At 37.4% G+C, this 21,924-nt stretch carries 18 protein-coding genes and 1 tRNA gene; 10 read left to right on the top strand and 9 right to left on the bottom strand.

Annotation, left to right across the window (positions count from 1 at the left end; all coding sequences use genetic code 11):
* Window positions 1-38 precede the first annotated feature (38 nt).
* On the top strand, window positions 39-656 hold the full coding sequence (locus tag ABMA70_RS01385) for a response regulator (RefSeq protein WP_103217200.1): 618 nt from the start codon (window positions 39-41) through the stop codon (window positions 654-656).
* Here ABMA70_RS01385 and ABMA70_RS01380 read toward each other — a convergent pair.
* The 6 genes from ABMA70_RS01380 to tilS form a co-directional block, all read right to left on the bottom strand.
* Entirely contained in the window at window positions 643-2,043 is a 1,401-nt protein-coding gene (locus ABMA70_RS01380) for a S8 family peptidase (protein WP_103217199.1), read from the bottom strand. The genes ABMA70_RS01385 and ABMA70_RS01380 overlap by 14 nt on opposite strands.
* A 241-nt stretch (window positions 2,044-2,284) precedes the next feature.
* A complete protein-coding gene (locus ABMA70_RS01375; RefSeq protein WP_021267033.1) occupies window positions 2,285-2,677 on the bottom strand; it encodes a glyoxalase/bleomycin resistance/dioxygenase family protein in 393 nt (130 codons plus the stop codon).
* Between the two features lie 3 nt (window positions 2,678-2,680).
* Complete coding sequence (locus ABMA70_RS01370; protein ID WP_392991994.1) at window positions 2,681-3,619, bottom strand: trypsin-like serine peptidase; 939 nt, start codon at window positions 3,617-3,619, stop codon at window positions 2,681-2,683.
* Window positions 3,620-3,680: 61 nt separating this feature from the next.
* Window positions 3,681-4,526 carry a dihydropteroate synthase gene (locus ABMA70_RS01365; RefSeq protein ID WP_392991996.1) on the bottom strand — a complete coding sequence of 282 codons (846 nt, stop codon included), beginning with the start codon at window positions 4,524-4,526 and terminating at the stop codon, window positions 3,681-3,683.
* A 6-nt stretch (window positions 4,527-4,532) separates the two neighbouring features.
* Window positions 4,533-6,443 (bottom strand): ATP-dependent zinc metalloprotease FtsH, encoded by a 1,911-nt coding sequence (ftsH, locus tag ABMA70_RS01360; protein WP_392991998.1) that lies wholly within the window; start codon window positions 6,441-6,443, stop codon window positions 4,533-4,535.
* A 144-nt stretch (window positions 6,444-6,587) separates the two neighbouring features.
* Entirely contained in the window at window positions 6,588-7,745 is a 1,158-nt protein-coding gene (gene tilS, locus ABMA70_RS01355; protein ID WP_393022087.1) for a tRNA lysidine(34) synthetase TilS, read from the bottom strand.
* Between the two features lie 91 nt (window positions 7,746-7,836).
* Between tilS and ABMA70_RS01350 the strand changes: the two genes are divergently transcribed.
* From ABMA70_RS01350 to ABMA70_RS01325, 6 genes are all read left to right on the top strand, one after another.
* Window positions 7,837-7,913 (top strand) — tRNA-Met (locus tag ABMA70_RS01350).
* A 320-nt stretch (window positions 7,914-8,233) separates the two neighbouring features.
* Complete coding sequence (locus tag ABMA70_RS01345; protein ID WP_392992002.1) at window positions 8,234-8,827, top strand: hypothetical protein; 594 nt, start codon at window positions 8,234-8,236, stop codon at window positions 8,825-8,827.
* Between the two features lie 22 nt (window positions 8,828-8,849).
* Complete coding sequence (locus ABMA70_RS01340) at window positions 8,850-9,668, top strand: TIGR02147 family protein (RefSeq protein ID WP_392992003.1); 819 nt, start codon at window positions 8,850-8,852, stop codon at window positions 9,666-9,668.
* A gap of 11 nt (window positions 9,669-9,679) precedes the next feature.
* On the top strand, window positions 9,680-10,264 hold the full coding sequence (locus ABMA70_RS01335; protein WP_392992005.1) for a hypothetical protein: 585 nt from the start codon (window positions 9,680-9,682) through the stop codon (window positions 10,262-10,264).
* A 258-nt stretch (window positions 10,265-10,522) separates the two neighbouring features.
* Window positions 10,523-11,713, top strand: a complete 1,191-nt coding sequence (locus ABMA70_RS01330) for a hypothetical protein (RefSeq protein WP_392992007.1) — start codon at window positions 10,523-10,525, stop codon at window positions 11,711-11,713.
* Entirely contained in the window at window positions 11,700-14,558 is a 2,859-nt protein-coding gene (locus tag ABMA70_RS01325) for a hypothetical protein (protein WP_103217193.1), read from the top strand. The genes ABMA70_RS01330 and ABMA70_RS01325 overlap by 14 nt, the downstream gene beginning before the upstream one ends.
* Before the next feature lie 40 nt (window positions 14,559-14,598).
* Here the strand turns inward: ABMA70_RS01325 and ABMA70_RS01320 are convergent, their stop codons facing one another.
* Window positions 14,599-15,114 carry a TetR/AcrR family transcriptional regulator gene (locus tag ABMA70_RS01320; protein WP_103217192.1) on the bottom strand — a complete coding sequence of 172 codons (516 nt, stop codon included), beginning with the start codon at window positions 15,112-15,114 and terminating at the stop codon, window positions 14,599-14,601.
* A 129-nt stretch (window positions 15,115-15,243) separates the two neighbouring features.
* On the opposite strand from ABMA70_RS01320, the gene ABMA70_RS01315 reads away from it, so the two are divergent.
* Window positions 15,244-16,866, top strand: coding sequence for a YiiX/YebB-like N1pC/P60 family cysteine hydrolase (locus ABMA70_RS01315; protein WP_392992009.1), 1,623 nt, complete (start codon window positions 15,244-15,246; stop codon window positions 16,864-16,866).
* Between the two features lie 58 nt (window positions 16,867-16,924).
* Window positions 16,925-17,680: a DUF3050 domain-containing protein gene (locus tag ABMA70_RS01310; protein ID WP_103217190.1), complete on the top strand. Its 756-nt coding sequence runs from the start codon at window positions 16,925-16,927 to the stop codon at window positions 17,678-17,680.
* On the opposite strand, the gene ABMA70_RS01305 is transcribed toward ABMA70_RS01310, so the two are convergent.
* Window positions 17,663-18,619, bottom strand: coding sequence for an FAD-dependent oxidoreductase (locus ABMA70_RS01305; RefSeq protein WP_392992011.1), 957 nt, complete (start codon window positions 18,617-18,619; stop codon window positions 17,663-17,665). The genes ABMA70_RS01310 and ABMA70_RS01305 overlap by 18 nt on opposite strands.
* A gap of 121 nt (window positions 18,620-18,740) precedes the next feature.
* On the opposite strand from ABMA70_RS01305, the gene ABMA70_RS01300 reads away from it, so the two are divergent.
* Window positions 18,741-21,107 carry a Tex family protein gene (locus ABMA70_RS01300; protein ID WP_392992013.1) on the top strand — a complete coding sequence of 789 codons (2,367 nt, stop codon included), beginning with the start codon at window positions 18,741-18,743 and terminating at the stop codon, window positions 21,105-21,107.
* A 61-nt stretch (window positions 21,108-21,168) separates the two neighbouring features.
* On the opposite strand, the gene ABMA70_RS01295 is transcribed toward ABMA70_RS01300, so the two are convergent.
* Entirely contained in the window at window positions 21,169-21,606 is a 438-nt protein-coding gene (locus tag ABMA70_RS01295; protein ID WP_392992014.1) for a hypothetical protein, read from the bottom strand.
* Between the last annotated feature and the right edge of the window lie 318 nt (window positions 21,607-21,924).

Raw genomic sequence — 21,924 nt, 5'->3', positions numbered from 1 at the left:
ATCCCTATGGTAGCACTTAAGTCAATTATACTGTTCCTATGAAAAAGCATATCATGGTTATTGACGACTGCTACGAAACTGCCAAGCTCCTTGCCACTAGCCTCGAGAACACATTTAACTCACATGTTCGTTTTCACACTAATCCATTTAAGGCCATTGAAGATATACAAACAATTAAGCTTAATCGCGGAGAGAAGCTTTATATTATTTGCGACTATATGATGCCACAGATGGATGGAATTGAATTGTACGATGAGATTTCATTACTTGATAAAGAAATGAGTTTTATCTTAGTAACAAATGAAAATGACAGCCAAGTAATAGAGGAGGCCGCACGCAAAGGTATCGATCTCTTTGTACTCAAACAACAAGGCTTTGATGTTGTGATTAACCAGATTAATAAAATAATCAATGATGAAAATAGACTCGGTCGAGATATTATAGAGGTATTTGAAATAAGTGATGTTGTTCAAGGTTATCGTGTCGTTGAAAAAGATCATAAACACTTAAAGCTTTTAACAAAGGAAGAGATTCCAAGGAATGCCATTATTAAATTAGATGGTCACTCTTCGAGAGCTCAAATTTATAAAGTTGATAGTTGTAAAATAGTCGACAATAATATTGAAGTCGAATGCAGTCCCGTTAAGGCCTCATAAGTTTAATACGATGAGCTACGACAATTGCCATAATCAAAAGAAGTCCAGCTAGCATATTTCCACCGCTGCCACTATTATTAACATCTTCAATCGTTCCGCAGGCTCCTCCACCACTTTTGCCACTACTATAGCTATCGTTTAAAGCAGCTGTTCCACCTACTAGAACGGGATCGTTATAACGGAAACTTGCATTAGGAGTTGTCGAAAATGCTAGAGATACTGCCTCGTATGCATCGACAGCACCTTTTGCACAAGAGCTGCGATCGCAATAATAATCAACAGCTGTTCTTGTGATGATATCTCTAACCTGATCTGGATATAAAGAAGGATTTGCTTGAAAGATCATTGCGGCAGTTGCTGATATAAAGCCAGCGGCCATTGAAGTTCCATTCATTCTTGAAAAGACAGCTGTTCCTTGTGTTGATTGTCCACTGTTAACAGTCGATAGAATACTATCCCCTGGAGCAGCAATATCGACAATACGGCCATAATTTGAATAGGAAGAGCGAGCACGTGTTGTTGCAACGGCACCAACTCTTAAAACTCCACGGCAATTTGATGGTGTATAAAAAGAAGCGTCTGCATTTGAATTTCCAGTTGCAACCACAACCACAACACCTTTAGAGCGCGCAAAATCAATTGATTCTTGCATGTAACGACTACAACTACCACGTGCACCTAAAGACATATTTACAACACGGGCAGGATAAGGATTGGCCGGGACTCCGGAAACACTACCGCCAGCGGCCCATCTCAGAGCATCAGCAATATCTGAAGTAAGACCACCACATGCTCCTAAAACTCGAAGTGGCACTAAATTAACGTTTTTGGCGGCCCCAACGACACCATAACTATTATTAGAGCTTGCTCCAATAATTCCTGCTACGTGTGTACCGTGCCACGTTGATGCATTTGTTCCAGAATTACATGCAGTAGTAGCAGAGCCATAATCCCCTTCATCATTTGGATTTGCATCACGGCCATCTCCATCTCTTGAATTATCAGAGTCGGATATAAAATCATAACCACCTACCACATTTGTATTTAGATCAAAATGGTCTGTTATCCCCGTATCAATAACTGCTACATTAACTCTCGTATCTGTTTCAGAAGTTGCATACTCTCGTGCATGATAGAAAGTATTGTCGAGGTAATTTGTGAAGTGCCACTGACTAGGATAGTAAGTGTCGTTGTACTCTCCACCATTAGCAAAGAGCCTTAAATCTTCTTCCACGTATTCAACGTCGTCACTTAAAGCGAATGAAGAAAATTGTGAGCTTGGATTAATTTTTGATTTTTCGACACTTCCATCTTTGTATTTAATGATAAAATCGGCCGAAATATTGGCCGCACTGAAGGCGGCCAAAGCAAGTACTAAAAGTCGCATACTCAATCCTTGAGTTCTTTGATCTTATATATCTTATATAAAGAAAGGCCTGTGGCATCCTGCCTGAGGCAACTACTATATACTAAGCACAAACCGTGCCAATTGTTCATCTTACGATATCAGCTACATCCCAGCATTTACCTGTCAAAATGACACACGCTAGGGCCAAATTGCGAAGTAAAAGGTGTCAGAATTGTGACTTAAATAAAATTTAAATTAGCTTAAAAAAATTAGGCTTGATTTAATTGGACTCAATTAAGGTAACTTTCCAGCGACGATTGTCTGGATCAGTTATAAAGAAGAATTGCACACCTTCATGCACAAGTATTTCAGGTATCTTTTCATTAGAGAGAATATTAAGGTTTTCACCAGAGCTTTCTAGTCGATAGTTTACGAACTCAACCTTCTTTTGTAGCTCAATTAACTCATCGTAATTATCAACAACAAAATCAAAAACGATATTATTACCAACTTGGGCAAGTTTAGGACGTTCAACCACGAGAAAACGTAACTCATCGTTAAAGACAACAACCGAGTCAGACGCTCCTTCAACTTCAAGATCAAAAACTTCACTTAAAAAAGTGGAAGTTAAATGAGCATTTGAGCTAAATAAAACGATGTGACCTAATTTCATCTCTTAATTATTACGGGCCTTTTCGATATCGTCAATAATGGCATTGATTTTTAATACATATTCCCCATCACAACCATCTTCTTGGCAGTGAACAACGCGGTTACATTTAGCTTTAGTATCCCACTCAAAATCATCATGGCCACGAATAAGAAGGCCAACCATCTTATTACTTTCTTTTGAAAATACTGGCCCACCGCTATTGCCGCCAAAAGCGTCTAGATTAGTGATATAAAATAAAGGATCAATATCTCTGACAAAACCATTATAAGAATACTTTGATAAGAAACCGTTTGGATGACCAATCATATAGACTTCATCTGAAACTTCAAGTTTAGTTTCTTCTACTTCCACAGGCTTTCTACCACCTTCAACTGTACGATCTAGCTCAATTAGTGCGTAATCAAATGTCTTATCGCGACTTTGGTTATAGGCAAGAATCTTCTTGCAATTATATACCTGAGATTTCACAAAGTATTGAGTTGCATTACTACTTCCAAGATCCTCACGTGCATCAAAGATAAAGCTTTTACGATCACAAGCGATTTGAACATTTTGAATGCAATGTGCGGCCGTTAGAACCTGCTTTGGCCCAACAAGAACAGCGCTACACTTTCCATACGCTTTCTGGTCAAGAAACTTCTCTTCCCCCTCACAAAGACGTGCATTCTTTGTGAAATCAGAACCGGTTATAGAAAATAGCCTACCGCTAATTACTTCGTTTAAACTCCAACGATTAACAACAATAGCACTCGAATGAGCATTTATCTTTGCTGCAGGAGAATGCATTAACGTTCCTGCATTGACATCAACGATATCAAGATCACCATAAATGGCCTTATCAATATTATCAATTAAATCTGAAATACTTGGCGTAAGATATGCAAAAGCATTGAATGAAATAAAAAGTGAAGTAATAGAAAATAATACTTTTAATTTGTTCATTTTGGCCCTTTATAAAATAATGTTCATATATATAGGCCAAAAAGCTGATAAACACGAGTATTTACGTAATTTTTGTAATTTTTCCAACCTCGTGAACACGGAAAATAAGATCATCTACCTCGTTGAAATCACGTGCAAACTGGCCAAGATACATCCAGTGCGGACCTTCACTCGCGGCCAGTAAGGCCTGTTTATCATCTCGAATCTCTGGGCGCTCTAAGCTAATAAGATGACGCAAGAAAGACTTCTTGGAAATGCCAATGAGCCAACGCTTAGATATTGTTTGAATCTCATGTAATTCATCTAATAGATTTAGATTTTGATCTGTGGTTTTTGAAAAGCCAAAACAAGGATCTAAAATGATTCGCTCAGAAGCTATGCCTGAGCTTTGAAGCTTATCCATTGCCTGCTTGAAAAAAGTCTTTATAGAGTCAGCATTGAGCTTAGGATCCAAGTAATTCATATGCTCAAGAGTCTTATCGCGGCCAGGAACGAGAGTGTGACAAAGGACGTACTCAATCGTTGGATAATCCTTTAAAAGTTTTATACATTTATCGTCGATAACACCAGAAACATCATTCCAGATAATACGTTCAAACTCTTTAGCATACTTGTCTAAGAACAGCCTCATTGTTTCAGGCTTATAGGTATCAATTGAAATCGTTTTAAATTCATTTAGATACTTAAGGTGCTGGAACAAATACGAATCAAGCCTGGCCCATTCTTCTTGTAAGGAGACAGGATCATTAAATGGAGCGCTACTTTCAGCACCAATATCGATACCGTAATTGGCGTTTTTAAACTTTTCTAATTGTTTGATTTGATAGTCTTGATCGAGATTTAAGTGGCCATCAGAGAATGAATTAGGGGTAGTGTTAACTACCCCTAAAAAAGATATTTTAGTCATTTTAGATTATGCTAATTTTGGATCGTCAATTGGTTTAGAAATTGTCGACTCACCTGCTGCTTTTTGAGAAGGTGCTTGTTGGTTATTGGCCTCTTCAATTAAAGGAACACCAATATCTTCACCAGCGATTAAAGACTGAATTTGTTTTGAATCAAGAGTTTCCCAAACAATTAGTCCTTCAGCAATTCTATCAAGCGCATCACGGTGATCAGTTAAAATCTTTTTAGCAACTTTATAATTCTCATCTAAGAAACGTGTGATTTCTGTATCAATTTCACGTGCTGTCTCTTCAGAGTACCCTACACCTTCACTTGGTGCAGTTGAACCAAATGGAGAATTACCTGGTTGATGGAAGTTACGAGGTCCCATTTTAGAACTCATCCCCCATGAACAAACCATACTAGAAGCAAGTTGAGTTGCTCTTTCGATATCATTTGAAGCACCATTTGAGATTTCGTTAAAAACGATTTCTTCAGCAACACGTCCACCCATTAGGAAAGCAATGAAGTTTTCAGCTTTCTCAAGTGTTAAGTTGTGCATGTCTTCGTTTGGAAGAGTTTGCGTCACACCTAAAGCTCCTCCACGAGGCATAATAGAAACCTTATGGATAGGATCAGTCTTTGGAAGATTCATACCAACAAGAGTGTGTCCTGCTTCGTGGTATGCAGTTACTTTCTTTTCTAGATCAGAAAGTACCATCGACTTTCTTTCAGGCCCCATTAGAACCTTATCTTTTGCTTGTTCGAAATCGATCATTTGAAGAACCTTCTTACCGTAACGAGCAGCAAATAGAGCAGCTTCGTTAACAAGGTTTGCAAGGTCTGCACCTGTGAATCCAGGAGTTCCCTTTGCAATTACTTCAAGATCAACAGCTGTATCAAGTGGAGTTTTCTTTGTATGAACTTTAAGGATACCTAAACGTCCGCGAACATCTGGTGGTCCAACAGTTACACGTCTATCAAAACGACCAGGTCTAAGAAGGGCCTTATCAAGTACGTCAATTCTGTTTGTTGCCGCAATAAGAATAACACCTTCATTTGATTCAAAACCATCCATTTCAACAAGAAGTTGATTTAGTGTTTGTTCACGCTCATCGTGTCCACCACCCATACCGTGTCCACGGTGGCGTCCAACAGCATCGATCTCATCAATAAAGATAATACAAGGAGCATTCTTCTTACCTTGTTCAAATAGGTCACGTACACGAGATGCACCAACACCGACAAACATTTCAACGAAGTCTGAACCTGAAATTGAAAAGAATGGAACACCTGCTTCACCAGCAACAGCTCTTGCAAGAAGAGTTTTACCTGTACCAGGAGGACCTACGAGGATTACACCTTTAGGGATCTTACCACCAAGACTAGTGTATTTCTTTGGATCCTTAAGAAAGTCTACTACTTCTTCTAGTTCTTCTTTTGCTTCTTCAACACCTGATACATCAGAAAATGTAACTTTCTTATCGTGTGGAGAAAGCATACGTGCTTTAGACTTTCCAAAACTCATTGCCTTGCCACCACCTGATTGAAGTTGGCGAAGGAAGAAAATAACAATGAGGAATAGGAAAATCATCGGTCCCCAGTGCAGCAAGAAAGTTGTGATAACGTTTTGTTTCTCTTCCGCTTCGTACTCTGGATAGATTCCGTGAGTTTCTAAAATTTTAAAAGTTTCGGCACCTGTCGTTCCTGTCGCTTCAAACCAAGCTCCATTCTCATAGCCGTCCTTAAACTTTCCTAAGATCTTGTCCTTACCCTTTAGAACAACTTTATCAACATGTTTGCCTTTAATTGCACTAACAAAGTCCGGGTATGTCACAGGCTTGTATGCCTGGCGGCTTTCAGAAGAAATTTTAGCGATGGCCGCAAACATAAGGATTAAGATAATCCATAGGAGGAGTGTTTTGTTTTGTCCTTTCATTAAAATCCTTTTTAATTAATTTTCAAATTAACTATTAATCAAATATTCACTAACTAATTACAATTCTTAATAAAATATAAAGCTATATTGTAACCTTATAGTTATTAAAATGGTATCATTTTAGTGAGTGTCAAGCCTAGTAATTTAAAGCCAAACTAAAACTTTACCGCTTTTACGCCATGAATAATGAACTGGAAGACTAATTTCAGAAAAGAACTTGTTTAGGTTCCCATCCCTATCAGCTATCGGACAAATCTTAAGCGAATGCTTAGTATTAGTGTTATTTGATAGAAATGGAACACCTTCAGGAATCTGCGAATGATTGATGCTAAAATTAATCTTATGACCTTTCTTGACCACGGCCAAATGATTTTTAAAATTAAATACTCGTAGCCCACCGCTAAAGCTTAATGGCCCAATACTCGAAGACTTTACAAGAGAGCGTAGCTTATCAAACTGTGAATGAGTTCGGCCTTTTGATGAATGAGATTGTGACAGAATCGCCTGCTCAATGCCCTCACTAATTTCACCATTATATGAAATCACGACCCCCCACTGACGCTGAATAACCTTGAAGTCTTGTCCACGACTAAGCTCTTTTTTAATCATTTTAAGCTTATTCATGCGATTACAATAGTGTTTAAGGTGTCCAGGAAAGCGTGGAGCAATCTGATTTGTAACAAGACTTCTTATAAAGTTGCGTTCGTAGCGTAGGTCTTTATTAGAGGCATCTTCAAGCCACTCTAGCTTGGCCAATTTAGCATACATGAGAATCTGTTTCTTAGAGAATGCAAAAAGTGGCCTATAAATATTGCCATTACGATACGGCATACCTAAATCAATCTGCTTTGCCGAAGATTTAAACTGCTGCATAAGTGACCATTCAAAGCAGTCATCAAGATGATGACCAGTAAGAAGTAACTCTCCCGCTGCTAGATTGGACAATAATAGTTGATACCTTTTTTGGCGTGCAATAGATTCGAAATTCCTTGTCTCTAAAGATAAGTGTTCAACCTTAAATGTCTTAAATTCGAGGCCATGTCTGTTAGCAAAACTTGATATCAGCTCAACTTCGTCTTCAATCTCTTTTCTTGTGCCATGATCAATATGTAGAAGTCTAAGTTTCTTGGCGCCTGCTTGAACCAGTAGATGCGCCAAAACCATAGAATCAACGCCTCCACTACAGGCAACGGCCATAGTTCGAGATAGATCAAGGCCCATATCAACGTTGAATTTCTTAAAATGAGAAATCATCTTAGCTTCAAGCGAATGTGATTTTTTTTGTTTAGGTTTTAGATTCATTGCCATTATTTTCACAAAATTTAACTTTTTGATAAATTATAATATTGACATACGAGGCGCAAGTCATTAATATCCTAATCAATCGAAATGTGCGAATGTAGCTCAGTTGGTTAGAGCGACGGATTCATATCCCGTAGGTCGGCAGTTCAAATCTGCCCTTTCGCACCATTTTCCCTTCACTCTATATCAATTAAATTTAAACTTACAACGTGCATCTTTCATAAAGACATCATGTAACTTAACTCGTTTTGATTAAACTGACTTCTTAATATTTCCCCTCTTACATTCAGATTTTTATCGTCATGTAAATATACCTACTTACGCACAAAACACATGTTAACAAATAGATGAACATAGAAATAAGACATAACTATAAGTTGCTATAAACACAGGTCTTTTTGAATATTTTGTTAACAATTTTGAGGTATCATATTGACTCGCTGCAAAAATAGTGGAATAATTTAGTCATCCTAATAAAGGAGGGATATATGAAAAACACACTAAAAAAAGCATTACAATTTTCATCACTAACAACTCTACTTTTATTAAATGTATCTTGTGTTGAAGAAAGCGATCTTATTGCGGCCCAAAAAGCACGAGTAAATATGCAAATGGGATCTTATAGTGTCGCTCAAAGCACATTCTTAGATATGTTTTTCCCAAAAGCTTATGCAGCTATTGGTTCACTGACTCTATGTTTTAAAAGGGTTCGTTTTAAACTCGACGATACTGATGCTGCAACTCTTGGCGAAGATAATGTTGATTTCAATATTGGAGAGATTAGCATTGATGGTGGCGTTGTCGACTTAGGCACACTTGAGCTACCAGTAGGTAAAACATACAAGAGAATTGAGTTTGATCTTGAGTCGGACTGTGCTGGTGGAAAAAGTATCGATCTTGTAAACGACAATGGTTCTTATAGCACAACTGATCGAATTACGATAAAATTTTCAGGGACTTTTACTGCTAATGATGGCGCGGTGATGGTTCTTGGTCCGCAAAACTTAGCTTCGGCCCTTAACTCTTATAATGGAGTTAGTACATTGAAAGATGTAGCAGAAGGTGCCAGTGGGACATTTTAAGATTAATTAAAGAGAGTAAGATATGAGAAAGAAACCCCAAATAGACATTTTTGAATATCATGACTATAGGGAGTTTCTTTCTCATATGTTCAAGTACCAAAAACAAGTGAACAACATCTCCCTGCGCTCTATTGCATCTCAAGCAGAAACGACGGCCGCAAACCTCTCAATGATATTAAAAGCGAAAAGAAAACTAAGTAACGAATTAGCTCAAAATATTGCTTCAGTATTAAACTTTAACAAACAACAAGAAAATTACTTATTGAATTTGATCATATTGAATGACTCAAACAACATCTCAGATAAGTATAAAGCTTATCAAAAGATGAAGAGAAATTATGCTTATCAAGATGGCCATGCAAAGAGTCTTGAAAGCTTTAAATATTTATCAGACTGGTACAATGTCGTTATTAGAGAGCTAGTAGCAACAGAAGGATTTAAGTGGGACGCTCGTTATATACAAAAGAAACTTCCTAAAAAAATACCACTAAAATCGATCAAATTGGCGATGGACTTTCTTGTTAGAAATGATTTCGTTGAAATCAGTAATGGTCTTGCAAAGATAGATAAGGAACTCGATTGCGTAGGCGGTATCTACAAACTATCTCTTTCAAAGTTTCACGACGAAATGATGGGAATTACTGTTGATTCAATTTATGAAGTTGAATCACACAAACGATGTATTCTTGGTCATACTGTTGCTTTATCAAAAGATGACTTTCATAAAGCGACAGAATTACTTAACGATACACTCAACGAAATTAAAAAACTTGGTGACGAGGACCAAAGCAAAGAGCACGTCTACCACTTTATTTTATCAACTATCCCCGTTACAAGATAGAAAGGATTATAATGAAAACAATACTTAAAACCATAACTTTCATTTTACTATTGCTACCTTTATCAAACTGTGGCCAAGGAGGTACGACAACTGGAAACCCAGCAAAAGTTACAATTGAACTCTCTTCTTACAACCCTATCGCTTGGACACCTATGGACATACTAATCCCTAAGGCCATGGCCGGTGTAAACAATTTAAGTTTTTGCTTTAAAAGACTACGCTTTAAATTAGACGACAGTGACTCGGCCGATCCTACTAATGACCTAGATAATATCGATTTTGACCTGGGCGAAAAAATAATAAATACAAGTGGAACTTTCCTGGGAAGTGTCACTGTACCTGCGGGAACATATAAAAGAGTCGAGTTTGATTTAGAAAATCACTGCTCTTCAGGCAACTCTGTTGAATTAAATAATGACAATGGAAACTTCATTACCAGCGATCGAATCACTATAAAGTTTTCGGGTAATTTAACTGTCTCAAACGGTGACGTCGTCAATTTAAATATTCAGATATTTATTGATGCCCTAAATAATTTTAACGGTGACAGCAATGCCTTAAGAGATACCCTTAGAAATATCACTGGTTCTTTATAGAAAACACTTCAATAAGAGCTAAGGCCAAATCTTTAAACAGTCTTAGCTCTATAAACCATCCTAATAAATGATCCCGCTCAATCTCGTACATGTATAAATAATAGGCACTGAGCAAGTTCTTAACACTTAATCAACCAAATAAATTTAGTATCTTACACCACATTTCAGCAGTTTAAACTTTTTACACCCGTGAACTTGTTTCATTACACATGGCATCATTCATGCATCTATTCTAGTATCAAAACAAATAGGAATGACATGATTAAAGCGAAAAACGTAACTAAACATTTAATTTTACTGGCCTTACTAAGCCAGGCACAAGCTTTCGCACAGAACGAATCGGCAAAAATCTTTACAGAAGGGCTTAGCTCTACTCTAAAGACAGCAGGATTCAAAAATGTAGGGCTAGAGCTTGGGGCGGATTATGGTGCTCTTGATTCAAGAACTGATAAAGGAAGTGTTTATCAGACAAAGATGAACCTAGAGCTTGAAGCAGAGGTTGTTGAAAATATCGACTTTAACTTCAGTGGTGGTTTTAGCTATCAATCAGGTAACTCTTCTTCACAAGAAGCAGAAAGAGTTAAAACTTACAAGCCAAAGTTCACTTATGACTATGGTTATTTTGATTTTAGGCCACTTAGTTTTGTAAAGATCAGTGCAGGTGCTCTTGATAACTCAACTAAGCGTCAATATATCTCTCCATTCATTAACGGTGGAACATCGTTTATTGGTGCAAGAGAAGTGATTGCAACTAAGGTTGGAAACTTCTACCTTCGCCTTCAAGCAACACAAGCTAAGCCACAAAATGCAATTTTAAGAGAAACTTTTAATATTGATGATTCAGGTGATCCACAATTCTTCTCTGAGTCAGCAGACATTAGCTACCTTACAAAAGCTTTACGCATTGGTGGTGCTGTAGGTAGTTACCGCTACAAGAAACTTTCAGGTGATCTTGCTAACAAAGACTACTACTGGGGGAACTCTGTAAGCATCGGTACACCAATTGATCAAAGTCTATACCTTTATGACTTTACAGGAATCTTTGCTAATGCAGGAATTGAAATTGCTTTAGGAGATAACTCTCTTAAGCTTTCGGGCTCATATATTAAAAACACTGAATCAGTAGTTCCAGATGATAAGAACACTGGTTACTCATACAGAGCAGATTTCAAAACAAATATGAGTGACAAGAAAATTACTCTTTCTGCCCTAGCATTTGAAAACCAAGCAGATACTGCTCCAGCTTTCTACCGTGGTGGAATCTTTTCAAATGACTACAAAGGATATGCCGTAGGATTTGAATTAGAAACACAAAAAGGATTTAGCACAGAATTTAATTATATTAATCGCACTGTACTTGGAAACCTTGACTCAGCGTACTTAATTGATGGTTACAGTGACGAACAAGTTTATACAATCTCCCTAAGGAAAGAATATGACATTTTGTAAGAACATGAAGAACATCACTCTCCTAAGCATCTCAATGCTTGCACTAACAACGCTTGTTAGTTGTGGAAGTGACACTTCCAACGACGAAAGACAGCAACTTGCAAGACAGCTTAAGGCTTCTGCAAATGAAAGTGCTCTTGTGTCTGTTTCACGCTTCACAGTAGAAGGAGTAACAGAAGATAAGGCATCAATGAAGTCAAGAATCGCTTATGGTAAGACGTTTCATGTAAAAGCATGTCTAAGTTCAAAACTTGGAAAGAGCTTACAGTACCAAACTTTCTACGTATCTGGTGAAAACTTTCAAACTGTAGAAAGAACTGCTGATGACAATAGCTGTATCTTTTGGGATGAGCCAATCACTATGGACTACTCTCTTCCAAACACTTACCTACCAATGGGTGAAAGAGTAGTAACTCTTGCAACAAGTGCTAATATTTCATACGACCTAAAACTGTCGATGAATCAGTATACAAATAGCATTATTCACAGAAATAACTATGTGATGAAAACTTCTCTTAACAAGAACCGTCTAAGTGCAGACGAGATCATCAATGTTAAGAACGTTAAAATCACTCCTAAAGGTTTTGGTCAAGTTGATCCAAGAAATGATAATTTAATTATTGATCAAAAAGTTGTTGTAAATGGATGTTTAAACCTTAAGGCAAATGGTAGCTCACTATCAAACGAATTTGTTAAAGCAAGACTAATCAACCTTGAAAAACAAGAAAACGGTGAAGAGCATGCAGTAACTGAAATGTATGACATTACTGACGGTCAATTAGATGAGTCAGGTTGTGGTGAAATCAAGTTCTACCTTGAGCACGAAAGATACACAAACACTCGTCGTATTCCATTTAACCTAGAAATTGAAGTTCAAAATGAAACACTTCAAAATGCAAAAGTAACACGTGGACTATGTCTTTACCCATGGTCAAATAACGGTTGGATTTTTGCTGAGGTTTCAAGAACTGGAAAGTGTGAAAAAGATAATAACAACCAAAGAGCAAGGCTATTTGTTGATGAAGTTAACTATAGCTTCCTTGGACACGATAATAATAATGGTTTCCACCTTAACAAGAACCTTGATCTAGTAATTGAGAAGTCATTCATTGTTAAGATGTACCCAAAAGTTAACTACGGTAACTACGTACACCACATGAACCCAATTGAGCCTTTCTACCAAGGAAAGCTTAAGCTAGAAGTATACTTCCTAGCGCCACTACAGGGTGATATTGATTTAACAAATGAGAACAAGCACAAGTTTAAACTTATCTCAGTTGCTTCACGTGAAGTAGAAGTAGAAAACAACTTACTAAAGGCAAGAATTGATATGCCAATCAAGTTTGTGGACATGCCATATATCCACACGAGAACTTATGCGGCAATTAAACTTTCACCGATCTTAAGAGAAGGAGATGATCCAAGAAATGCACCTCGTCCAGCTTGGGCAGCAGGTACATTCCACGCATCATCAAAGTCTTTTCACTCAATCCTTCACACTCAACTTCAAGTGACGGATAAGTTTGAAGAGCAAGATTTCACAAATACAAAAATTGATAAGAAAATGAATGAAATGGTACAACTTGAGAACTACCTAGAGAAGCTATCAAACGATGTAAAAGGTGTGACAAAGAAAGATATCATTGCAGCTAAACTAGCTCCTCGTTACAACAAAAGTTCTGAGGCGATCTTCTCTGACGAACTTAAGAAGCACGAGCTTTTTGATGAGACAATTAAAGTTGATCACACTGGACTGAACAAAAAACTTATTGAAGAAAATAAGCTTACGACGACTGAAATCTCTAAGCTATACGAAGACCAATACGACTCAGCAACACTTGCTAAGCTATGTGGGACATTCTTTAGCCAAGAAAAAACAGGTCTAATCTGGAAATCTTACTCAGACTACAATATGAAAAAGTGTATTGAGTCTCCATGGGAATTCATGATGATTACACCAGTAAGTCACGTACAAGAGATTCTTTCAAAACCAAGAGTTAGCCACTCGAATACTATTAGAATCTCAAAATCAACTGGTAGCGGAACTTACTTTACTGAAAACAGAAGAGTTGGATTCTCTCACGGATATAAAACAGGTGTTGGTGCAAAACTTGACTTCAAACTTCCATTTGGAGAAAAGTTACCAGTAAGCGGTGGAGTTGGTGTATCAGCAGGATACGACTGGTCAACGGCATGGTCACTAGATCGTTCAAATGGTGATAACAATAGAAGTGACAGCGGACAATCAATTGATCTATACGCTGAAGCAATTACACTAAACTTTGAAGCAAGAACACACCAGTGTTTTATGATCGAAGGAACATCAAAGTTTAAAGCAGAATGGATCTCTGATAAGTATCCATCAAATCACGGACTTGGTGGTAGATTAGTTTACAACACTGTTAACAATCCGATTCGTTACAAAGTATGTAAACCAAGTGCAGGAAAAGAAAGACTAGAAGAAACATGGTACTTTACAGGTGAAGGTTTCCAATTCAACTCAATCTTAAGAGATAGACTTGGAATGACTGAAAACCAATACACAATGATGTTTAGAGGAAGAAAGACACTTTATAAGTTTACTGACTTCCTAGCAAAAGCTTCAAGCTCGATGTTTAACATCAAAGAAAGAAAGACTCAGTCACCAGATGTTTATATGCTAGATGTGTACAAGAGTTATAAAGAAGCATTTGATAGCAACCATGACTTAATCGATGACCAAGCAATTCCAGGTACGGTTGAGAAGTATGACCCAATTAAAAACGGCGGAGACCACAACTTCTCAGAAGACAAGTGTGAACTTCCACCAGATCAGTACAATCACGCATCAATTGATTTTTGCTAGAAATAAAAAAGGCCTCTTAAGAGGCCTTTTTCTATTTTAATTACTTTGCTTCAAAGCTGTCATATTTGGAAAAGATATAATCAAGAGTATCATCATCCACATCGCGGTAAAGACATACCCCTAATTCCATAAGATAAATTTTTAAGTGCTCACGAGGATCAACGTTAGGATATTTCTTCTTTAGAAGTTCAAATAACTCGGCCTCGGCTTCCACAATAATATCAGACAATTCATTACCAGCACCCTTATTGATCATATAAAGTGCTAACAGATATGGCATTTGAATGATTTGCTTTCTAACTATTTTAATACGCTCACGAATTCCAACAGAGTTTTCCTGAGATAGGTTAAAGATACGAGCAATCATATACTTAACCGCTTCCTTAAGGATTACATCCTTTTCCTTACCTAAATAATAATAGATGAGTGAGCGAGTAACATCGGCCTCTTTGGCCACCTCGGCGATTTTCCAGTTAAGGTGTCCCTTAGCAACTTCTAATTTGGTTACTGCATTTAAAATTCGATAATGTACTTCTTCACTTTTATTGCTTGTCATAAATAAATCTCTCTATACCCGATAATAATACTTAAGTTTTAAAAGGTAAAATCCGATAAAAATTTATTGAGTCATGTTCAATTTTGATTATTTAGCTATTTATATTTTTCAGAATTGTGGGGGAAAACAATGAAAAATCAGAAACTTACAGGGATCGCCGGAGCCATTATCGTCTCTACCTTGCTAGTATCTTGTAATCAGAAGTCTTATCGAATGCCAAGTTCATTAAAGAGCTCAAAGTTTGAATCCCTCATGCACGAGATGCACGAACAGGTATCCAAGGGCGTAAAATCTCCTGCAGAATGTGCGACAAAGACTCAACATTACTACAATCGCCTCTTTTCCATTAAATCAACAGATATCGATTTTTCTGAATTCTCGCAGTATCAAATGCAAGATTTCGTGAATGCATCCTTTAATATTCGCCTTGATCTCAAGGAGAAATTAAAAGATCTCAATAGTACTAAGGAACTTGATCAAGATGAAAAGCAATGTCTTAAGGGTGTAAAAGATATTTTTAGGGCCCTACGCTATCTTGAGGACTACTTTATTGAGTCCTACTATGCCTCAAGGCCTAAGGGAAAAGTACCGCGCAAATTTAGCACATTAAATTTTGATGGCGACTCTCCTATTCACTTTATGGTTAATCCTGAATATAGTTTTTCAGGCCCGAGAGATCTCAAATCAGGAGATATTATTCTATCACGCGGGAATGCCTACTCAAGTGCCGCTATTGCTCGAATCGGCGATGATGACCATCAATTTTCACACTTAACATTAGTATATAAAGACAAGAAGACAGGCGAGCTTTTCACGTCAGAGGCCCATATCGAAGTGGGTAATGTTGTTGCTCCCTTTCAAGTACACCTTGATCAGGCAAATTCTAGAACTGTTGTCTTTCGTCACAAAGACGCTAAATTAGCGCATTTAGCGGCCAAAGAGATGCATGAGCGTTTCTCTAAATTTACTAAGAAACACGATAAAAATATCCCATACGACTTTGCCATGGACTATAACGATGACTCGCAAATCTTTTGCTCTGAAGTTATTTATCATGGTTACAAAGTTGCCAGTGAAAAACTTTCTGGAACAGCTATGGATATCCCAGAGTTTAAAACGAGCTTTAACCCGGCCCTACTTTCATTTCTACAAGACTTTGGTCTCCAAGTGACAAGTGAAAATATCGCAAAGTTTAAAACATTCGGCCCTGGCGAAATTCAATTTGATTCACGCTTTGATCTCGTTGCCGAATGGAGAAATCCAGATAAACTTAAGGATACACGTTACAAAGACGCAATTCTTTCAAAGATTTTTGAATGGATGGAAAAGGAAAGATATGAATTTGATCCTAGCTTTGGAACAAAACTAGGTAATGATTTTGCTTGGCTTGCACGTCGTTCAGTTATCAGTCGCGGTATTATTAAATTTGTAGCAGGTGTAAACTTAGAAGAGAAATTTCCACTCAATCTAGGTTCAAAACAGATTGATCTCTTTGTTGTTCTAGACCAAGTTGGTGAGAAGCTCTACGAAAGGATTGCAAAGGCGGAGAAAGAAGCAGGAGGAATCCTCTCTTTTAATGAAATGTTTCAAGAACTTGAGAGTTACCGAAAAGAAGACCTAGATAAGTACATAAAATATATTGAAGACAAGAAGTATAATCAAAAGCTTCAAATGCAAGGTGGTCGACGCAATGGCCCAAGAAGACGCCGCTCATTAAGTAGGCCTGATTTCCACCACTTATTTCACAACTAAAGCTAAAGGGTTAATTCGCACTTTAAGAGTTAAGTAAATTACGCTATATTGGCCGCATATGAAAACGGTCAATATAGCAATTCAAAACGCCCACAACGAGCTATGCGCTCACCCACTTTATTCAAATATCAACGATATTGATGATGTGAAAATTCTTATGAAGTGGCACGTCTTTGCAGTATGGGATTTCATGTCTCTATTAAAAGGCCTTCAACGTGAAGTGACATGTGTGTCAACGCCATGGATGCCTTCAAAGTATGACAAAGAGTGCGTTCGTTTCATTAACGAGATTGTTTTAGGTGAAGAAAGTGATGAAGATCTAAACGGTGGCCATATTGATCACTTCACAATGTATTTAAATGCGATGAAGGAAGTTGGTGCTGATACAACGCCAATTGAAAACTTCTTCAATGACTTCTCTTTTGAAGAACTACCACAAGAGATCGCTAAATTTACGGCCTTTAATCTAAACTTAGTAACAAATGCACACCCGAGTGCAGTTGCTTCAGCATTTTTCTATGGAAGAGAAAATCTCATTCCTGACCTTTTTCAACCATTTGTAAATGTATTAGAAGAGAAGAATATCGATGCCCCATATTTTAAGCACTACCTTGTTCGTCACATTGAACTTGATGGTGACGAGCATGGTGACCTTGCGGGAAAACTTCTTTCACAGCTTTGTGACACTGCTGAAAAAGAAGAACAAGCAACGCAAGTAGCTCTTGATTCACTTAAACTTAGAGCACAGATGTGGGATTATGTTCTAGAAGAAATTAGAGCAAACCGTTCAGAAAACTTAGAGCCTATCCACTAATTCTTTTGCTAGAGAAACTCCAGCACTCCAACCGTTCTTATATAGGGCGTTTAGAGCGTAGACACCTTCACTAACCTCACCACAAAAAGGTGTGCGTCTCTTTCCTTTATGACGAATTCCTGTGTGAATCATTGGTTTTTCAAGATTTTTAAATTCAGGAAATAAGCCTTGAAAGATTTCTAGTTTCTCATACACTTCTTTAGGAGAATGAAGATGAGAAAGTCCCTCAATTGAATTTGCACCAAATAGTAGAAGATTATCCTGAGCACGATAAATAAGATTAAAGTGACCACGAGAAATCACAAAGGATTCTTCGTTTAAATCGATATCCCAAGTAAAGTAAGTGCCTTTAACAGGCTTGCCCTCTGGTAAACTCTTATCTTTAAAGATTAATGACGTGTAGGCACTTGTTGCTAATATAATTTTTTGAGCATTGAAGCTTCCAATATTAGTCTTAACCTTGCCCTTATTAACGCCACTAACTCTTGCCCTAATTTGTTCGACATCAGTTTTAAAGAAATTAAGGAATTCGTCAGGATTGATAACATATGCATCTTTAGCAACAGTCTGCTGATTCTTAAACTCAATAAAGTCTGCACCATAACGGGCCTCAAATTGCTTAAACTTTAAAGGATCCTCTTTAATATTTGGAGGAAGATAGAATTGTTTGCAGCTATAAACTCCAGATGGCCTATTTACTTCAACGAAGTCTTTTAAGAATTCATGAGCATGAAAGAGAATATTTCCAAGCTTCGAAATCCCTTCTTCAAATAATCCGAATGATACAACGCTTGTCGTGCGTCTCGAACAAGCTGGAAACGCCTCGTCATCATATACTTGAGCGATTCTTGCCGTTGGATATTTTTTTGTTAAGAAATATAAAATGGCGCGGCCAGCAATGCCATCACCAACTACTAAATAATCGAATTCATTTGTCATAATAACTTCTTACATCAATATTTTTAAGTTAACCAGTCGATTTTACTCAAGTTTTCCATTGTCATTCCAAATTCAATAACTATACAATTTTAATTCAAATTTAGTTAATGGAGTATGAATTATGTCAGAGACGACAGAAAAAGCAGCAAAAAACCCAATGGATATCATCGATCAAAATGCCGTCCTATTTTGTGTAGACAACACAGATATCACAGCGAAACAAATCATGGCCGTACTTGCCATGTTACTTGTTGAAGACTGTACTGTCCCATTCATCACACGTTACCGTAAAGATAAAACAGGTGGTTTAGATGAAGAACAAATCCGTCTAATCCAAGAAAAATACGACGAATATATTGAGCGTGAAAAACGCCGTGCTTTTATCCTTGAGGCCATCACAAAACAAGAGATGATGACACCTGAGATTGAAAAGAAGATTAAAGCAGCGACAAATATCAACCAACTTGAAGATATCTACGCGCCATTTAAGTCAAAGAGAAAAACAAAAGCACAAATTGCTAAAGAAGTTGGGCTTGAGCCATTTGCAATCTTAATGAAGACTTCGAAGCTTCCTATGCCGGAGCTTGCAAAAGAGGCCTTAAAGTTCATTAATAAAGATAAGAAAGTTGCAACTTTTGAAGATGTATTAAAAGGAGCATGCGATATCATCATTGAAGAAATCGCACACGATACAGAGCTGAAAGAGACTCTTCGAAATGATTACTGGGCACAGGCAATGATTAAGTCATCACCAAGAAAAGGTTATGAGGAAATCAAAGACTGGCAAAAATACAAAGACTATTTTGAGTATGAACAAAAAGTAGCGGATCTTCGTGATCCAAAAGCGGCCCACAGATTCCTAGCAATCCGTCGTGCACAAACAGAAAAAATTCTAAAAGTAGAAATCGTATTTGATGAAGAATACGCAAATAATATGATTCTTTCAAAACACTTTGCTGACACTGGTGTTACAAGTTACAAAGCACTAGTTGACTGTGCTTCAAAGGCCTACAAAAACTATATTCACTCTTCACTTGATTTAGAAATCAAGGGTGAGCTTAAGAAGCTTTCAGATGAATCTGCAATTGACGTTTTTGGTGTAAACCTTAAAAACCTACTTCTTCAACCATACCTAGGACCTAAGACGGTTCTTGCACTTGACCCAGGTGTTGTAACGGGATGTAAGACAGTTGTTGTCGATAACACAGGTAAGTTTGTTGTTGATACTGTTGTTTACCCTCACCCACCAAGAAATCAGGTTCGTGAGTCAGCAACAATTCTTAATGCAATGATTGAACAGTTCAATGTTGAGTATATCGCTATTGGAAACGGAACTTTTGGACGTGAGACTCTTCAATTTGTTGAAGATAACGTCACAGCAGTTAAAGATGGAAAAGTTAAAGCAACAATGATCTCAGAAGATGGTGCTTCAATTTACTCAGCTTCAGCAATTGCTAAGAAAGAATTCCCTGATAAAGATGCAACTGTAAGAGGTGCAATTTCAATTGGACGTCGTTTCCAAGATCCACTTGCTGAACTTGTAAAGATAGACCCAAAATCAATCGGTGTTGGCCAGTATCAACACGATGTAAACCAAATCAGACTTAAGAAGTCACTAGATGGTGTCGTAGAAAGCTGTGTAAACTTTGTTGGTGTTGATATTAACACTGCTTCAGCTCCTCTACTTTCTTTTATCTCTGGTATTGGACCGACTGTTGCGGGCAATATTGTTAAGCACAGAGATAAGAACGGTCTATTCTCAGATAGAAGTGAAATCTTAAAAGTTTCACGTTTTACAGATAAGGTATTCCAACAGGCCGCAGGATTCCTACGTGTCTACAATGGTGCAAACCCGCTAGATGCAACATTTATCCACCCAGAAAACTACGATATGCTAGAGAACTGGGCGCAGTCGAAAGGCTTCACACTTGAGCAGTTGACAACAGATAATGCTGTTGCAAACCAACTTAAATCAGATAAGGACCTAATTGCAAAGCTTGGCGAGTTCACAGTTAATGATATCTACAAATCACTAACAGCTCCTTCTCAAGATCCACGTACAGAATTCAAGACGACGGAATTTAGAAAAGATGCACGTGAAATTAAAGATATTAAAATTGGTGAGCGATACCCAGGTATCGTAAAAAACATCACTCAATTTGGTGCCTTCGTTGATATCGGTATCAAAGAAAACGGCCTTGTCCACGTTTCACAAATGGCAGACCACTTTGTTGATAATGCTCTTGATGTTCTTAAAGTTGGACAAGAGGTTTCAGCAGTTGTTCTTGATGTTGATATGGATAGAAAGCGTATTGCCCTATCTCTTAAATCAGATGGTGCAGAAGAAGCAAAGACTTATGAGCGCCCTTCAGGTGGACCTCGCCAGAGTAAACCACGCGCTGGTGGAAAGCCTAAGATGCCAAAGCAAAACGATACACCTTTAAAGAATAATGCATTTGCGGCGCTTGCAGGCTTTAAAGTTAAGTAGGTTCCTGGATACATTTCGGGATGCAATGAATAAAAAAGGGCCTTGAAAGGCCCTTTTTATTTTATTCTGATTTTACACCAGTACAACGAATAACTTGTTGTTGCTTAGACAAATTATCTTCATTAACTGCATATTTCCCAACCTCAGTAATTTGATTAAAAAACTTTTCAAGTTGACCTTGAGCTGCGTGATTACAATATTTTGCCGTATCTTCTAATATATCTAATGAAGCAAGGAAGCTCTGAATAGCATCATTTAACGATTGATTTACAATCGGATACATTTCAAAACAAACTTTACTATAATTAGCGCCAAATCCACCTCGATCTTCACTAAATTCATAATTGATTTGTCTATTTTGTGATAACCCCTTCTGCAGGGACGCAACACCTTCTTCAAATGTCTTAGTGGCCTCATCATAGCCTTCCTGACAAAGATTAACTTGTGAATAAGCAAAATTAGAAAGAAGTATTAATACTAGTATTAAATATTTTTTCATTCGTAACCTCCATTACTATATTTTATTGAACTTAGATTTTCGTTACTAAACAAATTTAAAGTACAGCAATTGAAGTAGATGTGTGAAAAGTTGAAATATTTATCATTATGAACAAAGTATAGTCTATGCTAACTACTGGGAATCTCGATACGTACCCGCGCACCTTTTAGTGATGCACCATTAAAGAATAATGCATTTGCGGCGCTTGCAGGCTTTAAAGTAAAGTAGGTGCGCCATTGTCTGCTCATAGGCCAGACTATTGGACGCAACTATAATTGTATCTGAAGCAATAAAAAACTAACTTAATAAAAACAAAAG

It is taken from the genome of Halobacteriovorax sp. XZX-3 (assembly GCF_043196495.1).
In the GTDB taxonomy this organism is placed as follows: domain Bacteria; phylum Bdellovibrionota; class Bacteriovoracia; order Bacteriovoracales; family Bacteriovoracaceae; genus Halobacteriovorax_A.
This window is presented reverse-complemented; position numbering and strand designations above follow the sequence as displayed.